Below are 14,201 nucleotides of genomic sequence, written 5' to 3' on the forward strand. Positions count from 1 at the left end.
AAAAAGTTATGAGAACTAAAAGAAGTAAAGCACAAAAATTTACAATAGGGATGAAAAAGAAGCTGTTAGTGCTGTTCATAATAGTACTGACAGCTTTTGTTGGTTTGAGTATCAGACTGATCCTCATAAACAGGGACAACGGTAAGGAATATGAAAAGCAGGTTTTGTCCCAGCAAAAGTATGATTCCAGCACAATACCTTACAGACGCGGTGAGATACTTGATGCCAACGGGACAGTGCTGGCATACAGTGAGAAGGTTTACAATGTTGTTCTTGATGCCAAGCTTGTTTTGTCAGGAAAAGATAATAAGTATCTGGATCCCACGGTCAGTGCACTTGTGAGATGCTTTGGCTTTGATGAGGGAGAAATCAGAAACTATATTTCCGATAACCCTGAGTCGCAGTACTATGTCCTGTCAAAACAGCGTACCTATGATGAAATCAGCGAATTCCAGGGGCTTATTACAATAGGCAGCGAAACCTACGACGAAAATGTACAGGGTGTGTGGTTTGAGGAAAACTATATCAGAAAATACCCTAACGGCTCAATGGCATGCGATGTTGTCGGCTTTACAACAAGTGACAACAACGGCGTATTCGGACTTGAGGAATATTATAATGATGTCTTAAGCGGCAGTAACGGACGTACCTACGGCTACCTCGACGAGGATTCGAACCTTGAGAGAACAACAATCCCGCCTACGGACGGAAACAGCATAGTTACAACTATAGACGGTAACCTTCAGTCAATCGTCGAGAAGTACCTTCAGGAATTCAACGATACCTATAAGGATGCATTTCGCCAGGGAAACGGCGCGAACAATATCGGCTGTGTAATCATGGATGTCAACAACGGTGATGTCCTTGCGATGGCGAGCTATCCCAAATTTGATCTTAACGATACCAGAAACACTGACAACCTTATCGGAATGCCTAGGGTAGATGAGAGAGGTCTGAAAATAGCGGGCGAGAGTATATATGATTCCGGAGTTTACATTACGCAGGAGATGCTCGATGGCATGAGCGAAGAGGAAAAAATGTGGAACCTCAACGCTCTCTGGAGAAATTTCTGCATATCTGATACCTATGAGCCGGGTTCGGTCGCAAAGCCTTTCACAGTGGCAACGGGACTTGAAGCGGGCTGCATTACAGGCAATGAAGTATATGAATGTACCGGAAAAATGGATATCGGCGGACACGAGATTTACTGCCATAACAAGTACGGTGACGGTGCGGTTTCCGTTGAAAGAGGTATAGAGATTTCCTGTAACGTTGCTATGATGAAAATCGGCCAGACAATAGGTGCCAATACCTTCGCGAAGTTCCAGAAAAGCTTTGGTTTTGGCCTTAAGACCAATATAGACCTTGCCGGAGAAGCCAGGACGGAAGGACTCACCTACAGTGCAAACGATATGGGTTCCACCGAGCTTGCAACAGGCACGTTCGGACAGGGCTTTAACGTGGACATGATCGAGATGATCTCTGCGTTCAGTTCACTGGTAAATGGCGGCAATTTTTATGAGCCCCATGTTGTAAAGAAAATTCAGAATTCTTCAGGAGCTACGATTAAGAGCATTGAGCCTAAGATACTCAGACAGACAGTCTCGGAGTCGACTTCCAAGAAGGTTATAGAATTCTGTAATCAGGTTGTTGCAGGTGAAGAAGGTACCGGTAAGACTGCAAGACCTGCAGGATATATGATAGGTGGTAAAACAGGTACAGCGGAGACTATTCCCCGTAAGAATCAGCAGTATGTAGTATCTTTCATGGGATATGCTCCCGCTAATGATCCTAAGATTGCGATCTATGTTGTTGTAGACAGACCTAACGCAATGGATCAGGCTGATGCCAAGTTTGCAACAAGAGTTGTAAAAAAGGTGCTTACAGAGGCTCTTCCTTACCTGAACATACCTATGACTGAGCCTGTGACAGAAGAAGAACAGGCTGAGCTTGATGCTTTGAGAGAGAAGGAAATTATGATGGCAGCTGCCGAGAAGACAGAAGCCACAGTGGATGAGAATGGTAACCCGATTCTTGATGAGAACGGCAATCCGGTTACCGCAGAAGAGGGAACACCTCTTTTGGATGAGAACGGCAATCCGGTGCTGGATGAAAATGGTAATCCTGTTATGCAGAACACCGGCGATGAAGTTTCCGGAGGCGATGCCGAAGATGGAGACCTTGGTGAAGACAGTATCTGGGAGAAGATTCCGGAGGATGAGCTTCCAGAAAACACTGAACCTGTATGGAAGTCGTTTGAAATAGATGAGGAAACGGGGTATTATATTGACCCGGAAACAGGCGATCTGATTAATCCCGAGGATGGTCATTCTATCAGCGGTGACGGACTTCCGGACTATAACCCGCCTGAAACTGAAGATTCTGTGGGAGACTGATTTAATATTTGGAAGGAATAACTATGTTAGCTAAAGATATAATCGGCAAAAATGTACTTGTGATAGGAACCGGCATTTCCGGAATAGGAAGTGCGAAATTACTTGGAAAAGTAGGAGCAAAGCCTGTAATTTTTGATGAAAATACAAAGGTTACCGTGGGGGCTGTAAAGGAAAAGCTTGCGGGCTATGAAGGAACGGAGCCTGAGATAATTATCGGAGAGCTCTCTGATGAAGTGATAAAGGATTTGGTGCTTGTTGTTCCGAGCCCGGCAGTTCCGCTTGATTCGGCTCTTATTCTTCGTCTTAAGGAGGCGGGACTCCCTATCTGGAGTGAGATAGAACTCGCTTTCAATTTTGCCAGGGGAAGTCTCGTGGCTATAACCGGAACAAATGGTAAGACCACTACCACAACCCTTGTGGGCGAGATTATGAAGGCTCATTTTGCATCCACATATGTTGTGGGAAATATTGGCTATTCCTATGCGGAGAGAGCTCTTGAAATGACGGATGATACGGTTTCAATCGGAGAGATCAGTAGCTTTCAGCTTGAAGCTGTGGAGAATTTTCATGCGAAGGTTTCTGCAATTCTCAACGTTACTCCGGACCATTTGAACAGACATCACACTATGGAGTGTTATGCCTCCATGAAAGAAAATATTACAAATAATCAGACTAAGGACGACACCTGCGTGCTCAATTATGACAATGAGTATACCAGGGCTTTTGCCGAAAGATGTCCTGCAAAGGTGGTGTTCTTCTCATCATCGGGTAAGCTTGATGAAGGCTTTTTCCTTGACGGAGAGGATATAATGCTCGCCGAAAACGGTAAGGCCGAGAAAGTTATGAACGTTCATGAGATGAACCTTGTCGGAACCTGCAATTATGAAAATGTGATGGCTGCCATCGCAATGGGACTTGCGATGGGAGTTCCTATGGATACAATACTGGGCGTTGTACGCTCGTTCAAAGCGGTTGAACACCGTATCGAATTTGTTGCCACAAAAAACGGCGTTGATTACTACAACGATTCGAAGGGAACCAATCCCGATGCCGCAATTCAGGGAATAAAGGCTATGTGCAAGCCTACATATCTCATAGGCGGCGGATATGACAAGGGAAGCGAGTATGATGAATGGATAGAGGCTTTTGACGGCAAGGTTAAAAAGCTTGTTCTCATTGGTGTTACCAAGCAGAAGATAGCAGACTGTGCAAAAAAGCACGGTTTCAATGATTATGTATTTATGGAGACTTACGAGGAAGCACTTAAGTATTGCAGTGATAATGCTGTTTCGGGAGAAGCTGTGCTCCTTTCACCCGCCTGTGCGAGCTGGGATATGTTCCCCAGCTATGAGGTAAGAGGACAACAGTTCAAGGATTATGTGAATAATCTGTAAGTTTTAAAGGGGGATTTTGTATGGAGGCTGCAAGAATGGCAGGAGCTACAAGAACAGCAAGGTCTGGCGCGTTTGCCACTCGCGGTATGGATGGACCCGTATCTAAGAAAAAAGTTAAAAAAGAAGTCTATGTTGACTACAGCATGGTATTTGTTGTGCTCTTTTTGCTGGTGTTCGGCCTTGTTATGCTATATTCTACCAGCTCATATGAAGCAACTTTGAAAAAAGGCGATTCGGCATATTACCTGAAGCACCAGCTTATACCGACTGTTTTGGGAGTTGGTGTAATGATAGTGGTGTCGAGAATTCCCTATCAGATATATAAAAAATTTGCATCTATAGCTTATGTATTATCGATAGTTCTTGTCCTTCTGGTTAAAACACCTTTGGGAATGACAATTAACAAGGCATCCAGATGGATTAAGATAGGCGGAGTATCTGTTCAGCCCGCAGAGGCTGCAAAGCTGGCGATGATTATCGCGCTGGCAACATTTATCAGTAAGCTTCGCAGGAACATAACCAACCCTAAGGCATTCTGGATAGTACTGTCTGTGCCTCTTCCGGTATGCTTCCTGGTATGGAAGGTTACGAGTAACTTAAGTTCCGCAATTATTATTTTCTGTATCGCTTTTGCAATGCTCTTTATATCAACTCCGGGCTACAGGCGCTTTATTGCCATATCCGGATCGGTGGTCGGAGCAGCTGCCGGCGTGGTTTTCTTTGTTAAAAAAGCAGGCTTTAACAGCAGTATGAATTTCCGATTTGTCCGTATTCTTGCATGGCTTGATCCTGAAGCATATGTAAACGATAAGGGTTATCAGACACTTCAGTCCCTTTATGCAATTGGCTCAGGCGGCCTTTTTGGAAAAGGTCTGGGAGAGAGTATGCAGAAACTCGGATTTATTCCCGAGGCTCAGAACGACATGATTTTTTCAATCATTTGTGAGGAGCTGGGAATTGTCGGTGCGATAGCAGTTATGCTCATGTTTGTTATTCTGATATACAGAATGATGGTTATTGCCCAGAATGCACCGGATATGTACGGAGCTCTTCTGGTTATCGGAGTTATGGCTCATATTTCTATCCAGGTTATTCTGAATATAGCCGTTGTAACCAATACCATCCCCAATACGGGAATCACACTTCCTTTTATCAGCTACGGTGGAACCGCTGTGCTTTTCCTGCTTACAGAGATTGGAATCGTGTTTAATGTTGCAAGACATATAGACGTTTAAGGACTTTATGTAAATGGCAAGAAAGAGAAGACGAGTAAAAAGAAGAAGAACACATGCTCCTCGAATGAGCTTTGGGGAGCTGTTTTTTCTGCATAAGAGCCTTTTTATAATTGGAGCGATAATACTTATCGTTCTGATTGCGGCAATTTCGGCCCTTTCGTATTTTGCGCATAATTACACCATCACAAATGTCTATGTTGACGGTAATGTGCATTATACCGATGAAGAGATCATGAACATGGTCATGACAGACAAACTCGACAGAAATTCCATGTACTTATCGCTCAAATACAGGGACAAGGAGATAACCGGAGTTCCTTTTATCGAAAAGATGGACGTGGAGATACTCTCCCCTGACACGATAAGGATCAATGTTTATGAGAAGGCAATCGCGGGATATGTGAAGTACCTCGACAGATATATATTCTTCGACAGGGACGGAATAGTGGTGGAGACCTCTGAGCAGCCCTCGGACGATGTTCCGCTTGTGCTGGGGCTCAGTTTTGATTATATTGTTCTTCATGAAAAGCTGCCTGTTGAGAATGAAAACGTTTTTAAAGAGGTTCTTGATATCACTCAATTATTAAATAAATATGACCTGAAGGCCGATAAAATATTTTTTGACAGCGATTTTCATCTTTATATTTATTTTGATGAAGTGGAAGTTAGTCTCGGAACTAATGACAACATAGATGAAAAAGTGATACAATTACAATACATTTTGCCGGAACTCCAAGGAAAAAGTGGCATCCTGGAAATGTCAGAATATGATTCAAATACTCAGAACATTACATTTGAACAGAAAAATTAAAATTCTAGGTTGTAAATTATATAAAATAATTATAAAATGCTTTGTAGGAGTTTTAGGTTATGAAGGAGGAGCACTATCTTGCTTGAACTAAAGTCAAATGAGGCTGAATCCGGTGCCAAGATCATTGTTGTTGGGGTTGGTGGCGCAGGAAATAACGCTGTAAATAGAATGGTAGAGGAAAATATTTCCGGTGTAGAATTCATTGGAATTAATACAGATAAGCAGGCTTTGCAGCTTTGCAAAGCTCCCAAGCTGCTTCAGATCGGTGAGAAGCTCACCAAGGGTCTTGGTGCGGGAGCAAAGCCGGAAATCGGTCAGAAAGCTGCTGAGGAGAGCCAGGAAGAGATTTCCGCAGCTCTTAAGGGTGCTGACATGGTTTTCGTTACTTGCGGAATGGGTGGCGGTACCGGTACAGGTGCAGCTCCTGTTGTAGCTAAGCTTGCAAAGGATATGGGTATTCTTACTGTCGGTGTAGTTACCAAGCCTTTCGCTTTTGAGGCTCGCGTACGTATGCAGAACGCACTTGCCGGCATTAACACAATTAAGAACAACGTAGATACTCTTATCGTTATTCCTAACGATAAGTTACTTCAGATTGTTGACAGACGTACAACAATGCCCGATGCACTGAAGAAGGCTGATGAAGTTCTTCAGCAGGCAGTTCAGGGAATCACAGATCTGATCAACGTACCCGCTGTTATCAACCTTGACTTCGCTGACGTTCAGACAGTTATGAAGGACAAGGGAATCGCACACATCGGTATCGGTTCCGGTAAGGGCGATGATAAGGCTGCAGACGCAGTTAAGATGGCGGTTGAGTCTCCTCTTCTTGAGACTAAGATTGACGGAGCTTCCAATGTTATCATCAATGTATCCGGTGATATCACACTTATGGATGCTTCAACTGCATCAGACTATATCAGAAATCTTGCAGGAGATGATGTTAATATCATATTCGGTGCTATGTATGACGAATCAATGGCAGACACCTGCAATATTACTGTTATTGCTACAGGTATTGATGACAGAGCAAATAATGCTGCTGCATTGCAGAGAGCTCTTAATCGTAACGCTGAGAAAGCCGCAGCCGCTCAGGCAGCACAGGCTGCAGCTGCTGCATCACAGCAGGCTCAGGCACAGCCTCAGCCCCAGGTTCGGGTACAGCCTCAGGTTCAGGTTCAGCCGCAGGTACAGCCTGTTCCGGTTACTCCCGAGCCCATGATTGATACACTGACAGCGCGTTCAACTCAGACAATACCGACACAGAAGCCGGTTACTCCTCAGCCTACTCAGAGACCTTCATCAGGACTTAATCGTACTCCTGAAGTTAGAAGCTCTGTAGAAGCTAAGAGTCTTAAGATACCGGATTTCTTACAGAAAAAGTAATAATGACTTTCAAACAGTCACCTGAATAATCGGGTGACTGTTTTATTTTGCTTTTTTTTATAGTTTGAGCGAGATAATGCATTTTTTTGTAGATAATTCCGTTTCACAATGTTACAATAACTTGTGTGGGTATTCTTTTTAGACCCTAAATCTTGTAAAAGAATCAAAAGTTACAAATCTATAATTTTTTATGTGCGGTAAAGCACAGAAAGGTTATCATTATGAAGTGTCCTTTTTGCGGTAAAGACAACACTCGTGTAATTGATTCAAGACCTGCGGATGAGAATACATCCATCAGACGCAGACGTGTCTGCGATTCTTGCGGGAAGAGGTTTACGACCTATGAGAAGGTTGAGACTATCCCTCTTATTGTTATCAAGAAGGATAATAACCGTGAACCCTACAATCGTGCAAAGATCGAAGCAGGCGTGCTGAGAGCATGTCACAAGAGACCGGTAAGTGCTCAGCAGATTACACAGATTGTCGATGCTGTAGAGACTGAGGTTTTCAATCTTGAGCAAAAGGAAATCCCCAGCCGTATTATCGGTGAACTTTGCATGGATAAGATGAAGAATCTCGATCCTGTAGCTTATGTAAGATTTGCGTCTGTTTACCGTGAGTTTAAGGATGTAAATACCTTCATGGATGAGCTTAAGATAGTACTGGAGAAGGAAGAAGAGGGTGTTATAACCGATTCTACAGATAAGAACACACCCTTGCTGAAATAAACTGTCATCTGACCTTGGTTGTTGACATCTGCTACGTCTTTCCGTATAGTTTATGGTGCATCAAGACTTGATAATCAAATTGTTTTGGTGCGAAAACTAAATAAAGAAAGAAGGATTGTAACATGATGAAAAAAGGTATTGGAAGGAGAGGACTTTCCACACTTTTAGTTGTGTTAACGACACTGACTCTTACTATGAGCGGATGCTCAGGTAAAAAGGCAGAGGAATCTACGGCAGATGCGACCAATGCTACCGAGAATACCAGTTCAGGAAAGGACGGTAAAGCGGAGACAGCTGACAACACTGCAAGTTCAGATGATCTTTCAAAGATTACCATTGGTATTCCACAGGATATTGACAGTATGGACCCGCACATCGCACAGGCGGCGGGAACCAGAGAAGTACTGTTCAATGTTTACGAAGGACTTGTGAAGCCTGACCAGGATGGTAATCTGCAGCCTGCCATAGCCAGCGAGTACACAATTTCTGAGGATGGAAAAACTTATACCTTCACACTTAGAGAAGGCGTTAAGTTCCATGACGGTTCTACGGTTACGGCGGAGGATGTTAAATATTCAATCGAGCGTAATGCCGGTACCGATGGAACAGATCCGTTGATATCGGCATTTTCTAATATTGATAGTGTTGAGATTGCGGATGATTCCACAGTAGTAATGACACTTAAGGAAGCAAATACAGAGTTTCTGGCATATATGACAGTAGCTATTATTCCCGCTTCCAATGAGGATCCCGAAGGTAATCCTGTGGGAACAGGCCCTTATAAGTTTGTTTCACGTTCACCTCAGGAGAACGTAATACTTACCAAATTTGATGAATATTGGGGCGAACCCGCATACATCAAGGACATAACACTTAAGGTTGAGGCTAATGCTGATTCAATCGTTATGGATCTTGAAGGCGGCTCCATTGATATGTTTGCAAGAGTAACATCTGCACAGATGTCACAGCTTTCCGATAAGTTTGATGTATATGAAGGAACCATGAACCTTGTTCAGGCACTGTATCTAAACAATGCCGAGGAGCCCTTCAACAACGAACAGGTTCGTCAGGCTCTCTGCTATGCTATAAGCCCGCAGGAAATCATGGACTTTGTATCAGACGGAAAGGGAACCGAGATCGGAAGTAGTATGTTTCCTTCCTTCGGCAAGTATTTTGATGCAAGCCTTAGTGAGACCTATAACCAGGATATTGATAAGGCTAAGCAGCTGCTTGCAGAGGCAGGATATTCGAATGGTTTCGACTTTACAATAACCGTTCCCTCAAACTATACTCAGCACGTAGACACAGCACAGGTGCTTGTTGAGGAGTTTAAGGCTATCGGAGTTAACGCTACCATTCAGGAAGTTGAGTGGAATACATGGCTTGATGATGTATATACAAACCGCAACTTCCAGTCAACTGTTATCGGTGTTGATGCTTCAACACTTACAGCTTACGCACTTCTTAGCAGATTCAGATCTGATGCGCACAACAACTTCATCAACTACAATGATGCGTCCTACGATGCAGCATTTGATGCAGCTGTGAATGCAACTGATGATGCCGAGAAGACCAAGAACTACAAGGAATGTGAGAAGATTCTTTCTGAAACCGCAGCAAATGTATACATTCAGGATCTTCCCGAGTTTGTAGTATTAAATAAGAAGTTTACAGGTTATACTTTCTATCCGCTTTACGCACAGGATTTTTCAAAGATAAAACCTGCTAAATAAAATATTGAAAAAAGAGGAACACGCATATGAGATACGTATTGAAAAAAGTTTTGAGCATGGTGCTGACTTTATTCGTTGTATCTTTGTGCGTGTTCTTTGCATTTAGTCTTATACCGGGAGATCCGGTAACAAGAATGTTCGGAACAGAGGCTACACCTGAACTGATAGCGCAGTACAGAGCAAAAATGGGACTTAACGATCCCATTCTTGTCAGATATTTTCGCTGGTTTATAGCATTTTTACAGGGGGATATGGGAACCTCCTATGATTATAAGATTCCCGTAGCGGGAATGCTTGCAGAAAAAATCCCGATTACGCTTACACTTGCTATTATGTCTTTTGTGATCATGGTCATCATATCGATTCCGCTCGGCATTTACACTGCAAAGTACGAGAATGGAATAATTGATCATGTGATTTCTGTTATTAATCAGATAATTATGGCGGTACCGCCGTTTTTCTCAGGAATATTATTGACCTTCTTTTTTGGTGTGATTCTGAAAATATTCATGCCGGGAGGTTTTGTTTCATATACAAAGGATGTTCAGGGATTTCTTAAATACCTGATTTTGCCGGCTTTTGCCATAGCACTTCCCAAGGCAGCAATGGCGACGAAGCTTCTTAGAGGTTCTGTCATTGATGAGGCCGGGAAGGATTACACAAGAACGGCCTACAGTAGGGGAAATACCACAAACGGCGTTCTGTATCGTCACGTCTTGAAAAATGCCATGATTCCTGTAGTTACATTTATGGGAATGGCTCTCGCCGATATGGTTGCCGGAAGTATTGTAATTGAGCAGGTTTTCGGAATCCCCGGAATAAGCCGCATACTTTTAAGCTCAATCAACAACAGGGATTATCCCGTGGTAGAGGCAATCATCATGGGAATAGCAATCATGGTCCTTGTGATAAACCTGTTGGTTGATATCATTTACAGAATTATCAATCCCAGAATCGAGGTGGAGGAGTAATGAAGAAATTTCTTTCACTTTTCAAAAAGAATAAAGCCACAGGGCAGAGAAATACTTTTCTTCTCCTTGGAACAATACTTACGGGAATAATACTCCTTATGGTTATAGTGGGAGTATTCTATACTCCCTATAGCCCGACTAAGATGGATGCTTCGGCAAAGCTTCAGGGTATATCTCTTAAGCACATCATGGGCACTGATAACATGGGAAGAGATGTGTTCAGCAGAGTTCTATACGGAAGCAGGATTACTCTTATAATTGCGACGTTCACCATTTTGATCGGCGCGGGAGTGGGGACAGTTATCGGCGCTCTTGCCGGATATTTCGGAGGAATGTTTGGTGAGGTGACAATGAGAATTATTGATGCAATGCTGGCGTTTCCCAGTATTTTGCTTTCGCTGGTTTTTGTGAGCCTTTTCGGAACCGGAACCTATCAGGTTGCCGTAGCTCTCGGAATATCATTTGTACCAAGCTTTGCCCGCATAGTGCGAGGTGAATTCCTAAGATGCAGAAACATGGATTATGTGGAAGTTGCAAGGCTCCAGGGTGTTTCGAATATCAGAATAATATTTGTGCACATACTACCAAACACGGTAGGAGTATTGCTTTCATCAGTGATGATCGGCTTTAACAATGCTGTTCTTGCGGAGGCGGGACTCAGTTTCCTTGGAATAGGTGCGCAGCCGCCCTATGCAAGTCTCGGGAAAATGCTCTCGGATGCACAAGGGTATCTGTTTAGCAGACCCAGCTATGTAATAAGCATAGGCCTTGTGATTGTGCTTATGGTTTTGGGATTTTCGTTCCTTGGTGAAGGTATAAAGAGAATTCAATGATTTTTATAAGGAAAGCAGTTTATGGGAAATGTAATACTTGATGTTACTGATCTTCATATAGAATTTCATGATCATGACAAGCCAGAGACGGTTGTCGAGGACTTTGACCTTATGCTTGAAGAGGGCGAGATTGTCGGAATCGTCGGGGAATCCGGATCCGGGAAAAGCATGAGCGCCCTCGCAATTGCAGGACTTTTGAAAAGACACGCCCTCACGAAACAGGGAAGAATCATGTTCGACGGCGCCGATCTTTTGACCTGTGACAGACAAAAGCTGAGATCATATCAGGGTGATGAGATATCAATGATTTTTCAGGAACCGATGACTTCTCTTAATCCGGTGAAGAAGATTGGCTGGCAGGTGGAGGAATCACTTAGGATCCACCATCGCGAAATAGATAAAAAGGAAAGAAAACGCCGCGCCATCGAGATGATGGAGGCAGTAGGACTTCGGGAGCCGGAGCGTGTTTACAATATGTATCCGCATGAGCTGTCGGGCGGAATGCGCCAGAGAGTTATGATAGCTGCAGCTATGATAGGTGAGCCCAGGATATTGATTGCGGATGAGCCGACGACGGCGCTGGATGTCACAATCCAGGCTCAGATCGTGGAACTCCTTAGGAAAATGAACAGAGAAAAAGGAACCGCAATCATTTTTATCTCCCACGATCTATCACTCATCAGACAGCTTTGCAAAAGAGTTATAGTTATGCAAAAGGGGAACATAGTAGAGACTGGTGATGTGGAGAATGTTTTCAGAAGACCTCAGATGCTCTACACAAGAAAGCTTATAGCTGCGATTCCGCAGATAGATCTATCGTAAAAGGAATGTCCTATGGAACAGGAAAAGGTAATTCAGATCAAGGATCTGAAGGTTTACTACAAAGATCATAAAAAGAATCCGCTTAGCAGGGACCATAGAAGGCAGGTTTTAAAAGGAGTTTCTCTTGATATATATGAAGGAGAGATTCTCGGAATTGCCGGGGAGTCAGGATGCGGTAAATCCACCCTTGCTAAGGCCCTGGTTGGAATGAATAAGGATATCGAAGGAGAGCTTATTCAGAAATACAATGATGCGCAGATGGTTTTCCAGGATCCGTATTCATCCCTTAATCCCACAAAGAAAATCGGATGGCTTTTGGAAGAGCCCTTAAGGGCTGATAAAACAAGGAATTGGACTAAAGAGGAGAGACAAAAGCGGGCAAAGGAGATCATGCGTGCAATAGGCCTTCAGGAGAATATGATGGACAGATATCCGTCGCAGCTATCCGGAGGGCAGAGGCAGAGAGTCAGCATAGGCGTTGCTCTTATGAAATCGCCAAAGGTTTTGATTGCGGATGAACCTGTATCGGCTCTTGATGTTACGATTCAGGCTCAGATTCTGGAACTGTTACAGAAACTTCATCAGGATATGGGAATTACTATTCTTTTTATATCTCATGATCTGCGCGTTATATATCAGATATGTGACCATGTGGCTGTTATGCATGAGGGAATCATAGAGGAATACGGTGTTCCCAGAGCTGTTTATAAAGATCCCAAGAGCCCTTATACCATGCAGCTTTTGGAGGCTGCCGGAATAAGACAGCCCAAGGTATAAAGTTTTCGCCCCTATATGCCGATATAATACAAGATGATGTGAAATGATTGAAAAACGCCACAAGTTCGTGTATTATAACGATGTATGAAGAAAGGAGGGGCGTATGAGGATTGATGGGCTTGATAACTCATATATACGCGAAATATATCAGGACGCCATCGCTTCACCGGATAAGAGTTCGCAGGTAAGACCGGAGTCTGCACCCCAGAGCAATGTTAAGGAAAGCGATAATACTGAAAAGTCTGTTTCTGAGGAAGTTGTAAAAACTCCCCGCAGAAACTCAAATATAAGTGATGTCAGAGTGTCTTTGGGGAATAGAGACAGTTCACTTGTGGGACTTTCCAATCTCGGAGGAATTCAGTCGAGCGTTATGCGCAAGGCCGTTTCGGATATGCAGAAGGATTCAATACTTCATGAATATCAGTATTTTGTGGGAAGCGGAGCTGTAAGAAGAAAAGAAACTGCCGGTGACAGCAGTGTAGTGATGAATGATGAGGACGGACTTGTCGTTCGCAAGTGATTTGATAATTTAATGAAAATTAAGGGATAGGAAAGTGTTTTTCCTGTCCTTTTTTTATGTTATAGTTTTCTCTATGAGACACTTACTTTATCCGAGCGAGATCTCGGAATCAACCTATTTAATTCCATTTGACAGATTATATGATGAGGGCTACAGAGGGGTTATTTTCGATATAGATAATACCCTTGTTCCGCACGGAGCGCCGGCTGATGAGCGCGCTGTAGAGCTTTTTGATAAGCTTCATGAGCTGGGATATCAGACAATGCTGCTATCAAATAATAAAGAGCCCAGAGTAAGCCCTTTTGCAGATGCTGTGGAATCGGGATATATATACAAGGCAAACAAGCCCTTCCTTTCAGGCTATTTTAAGGCCATGGAGAAGATGGGAACCGGTCCGGATAATACTTTGTTTGTGGGTGATCAGATTTTTACTGATGTCTGGGGAGCAAACAGAGCGGGAATGCACACGATTCTTGTAAAGCAGATAGATAAGAAGGAAGAGATTCAGATCGTTATTAAAAGGTGGTTTGAAGCAATCGTTCTCTTCTTTTACAAAAAGCATGTAAAGCGCATGGAAAAATAGAGTACCACTTGG

The 14,201-nt window shown here is 43.3% G+C and carries 13 protein-coding genes; all 13 read left to right on the forward strand.

Annotated features, from left to right (window positions below):
* Positions 1–8 precede the first annotated feature (8 nt).
* On the forward strand, positions 9–2,396 hold the full coding sequence (locus BLR42_RS08145) for a peptidoglycan D,D-transpeptidase FtsI family protein (RefSeq protein WP_091868211.1): 2,388 nt from the start codon (positions 9–11) through the stop codon (positions 2,394–2,396).
* Positions 2,397–2,419: 23 nt separating this feature from the next.
* Complete coding sequence (gene murD / locus BLR42_RS08150; protein ID WP_091868156.1) at positions 2,420–3,790, forward strand: UDP-N-acetylmuramoyl-L-alanine--D-glutamate ligase; 1,371 nt, start codon at positions 2,420–2,422, stop codon at positions 3,788–3,790.
* Between the two features lie 20 nt (positions 3,791–3,810).
* Positions 3,811–5,025 carry an FtsW/RodA/SpoVE family cell cycle protein gene (locus BLR42_RS08155; RefSeq protein ID WP_330387328.1) on the forward strand — a complete coding sequence of 405 codons (1,215 nt, stop codon included), beginning with the start codon at positions 3,811–3,813 and terminating at the stop codon, positions 5,023–5,025.
* A gap of 13 nt (positions 5,026–5,038) precedes the next feature.
* Positions 5,039–5,836 (forward strand): cell division protein FtsQ/DivIB, encoded by a 798-nt coding sequence (locus tag BLR42_RS08160; protein WP_022761679.1) that lies wholly within the window; start codon positions 5,039–5,041, stop codon positions 5,834–5,836.
* 78 nt (positions 5,837–5,914) lie between these two features.
* On the forward strand, positions 5,915–7,222 hold the full coding sequence (ftsZ, locus tag BLR42_RS08165; protein ID WP_242879267.1) for a cell division protein FtsZ: 1,308 nt from the start codon (positions 5,915–5,917) through the stop codon (positions 7,220–7,222).
* 221 nt (positions 7,223–7,443) lie between these two features.
* Positions 7,444–7,950, forward strand: coding sequence for a transcriptional regulator NrdR (gene nrdR / locus BLR42_RS08170; RefSeq protein WP_022761677.1), 507 nt, complete (start codon positions 7,444–7,446; stop codon positions 7,948–7,950).
* Positions 7,951–8,072: 122 nt separating this feature from the next.
* Entirely contained in the window at positions 8,073–9,683 is a 1,611-nt protein-coding gene (locus BLR42_RS08175; protein WP_170832686.1) for an ABC transporter substrate-binding protein, read from the forward strand.
* A 26-nt stretch (positions 9,684–9,709) separates the two neighbouring features.
* Complete coding sequence (locus BLR42_RS08180) at positions 9,710–10,654, forward strand: ABC transporter permease (RefSeq protein ID WP_091868158.1); 945 nt, start codon at positions 9,710–9,712, stop codon at positions 10,652–10,654.
* On the forward strand, positions 10,654–11,487 hold the full coding sequence (locus BLR42_RS08185; protein WP_091868160.1) for an ABC transporter permease: 834 nt from the start codon (positions 10,654–10,656) through the stop codon (positions 11,485–11,487). The genes BLR42_RS08180 and BLR42_RS08185 overlap by 1 nt, the downstream gene beginning before the upstream one ends.
* A gap of 21 nt (positions 11,488–11,508) precedes the next feature.
* On the forward strand, positions 11,509–12,309 hold the full coding sequence (locus BLR42_RS08190) for an ABC transporter ATP-binding protein (RefSeq protein ID WP_091868162.1): 801 nt from the start codon (positions 11,509–11,511) through the stop codon (positions 12,307–12,309).
* Between the two features lie 12 nt (positions 12,310–12,321).
* A complete protein-coding gene (locus BLR42_RS08195) occupies positions 12,322–13,086 on the forward strand; it encodes an ABC transporter ATP-binding protein (protein ID WP_026497830.1) in 765 nt (254 codons plus the stop codon).
* Between the two features lie 103 nt (positions 13,087–13,189).
* Complete coding sequence (locus BLR42_RS08200; protein ID WP_091868165.1) at positions 13,190–13,606, forward strand: hypothetical protein; 417 nt, start codon at positions 13,190–13,192, stop codon at positions 13,604–13,606.
* A 73-nt stretch (positions 13,607–13,679) separates the two neighbouring features.
* The gene (locus BLR42_RS08205; protein ID WP_026671277.1) at positions 13,680–14,189 is read left to right on the forward strand and encodes a YqeG family HAD IIIA-type phosphatase; all 510 of its coding nucleotides are present in this window, start codon (positions 13,680–13,682) and stop codon (positions 14,187–14,189) included.
* Positions 14,190–14,201 lie beyond the last annotated feature (12 nt).

Source organism: Butyrivibrio sp. INlla16 (genome assembly GCF_900104155.1).
Taxonomy (GTDB): Bacteria; Bacillota; Clostridia; order Lachnospirales; family Lachnospiraceae; genus Butyrivibrio.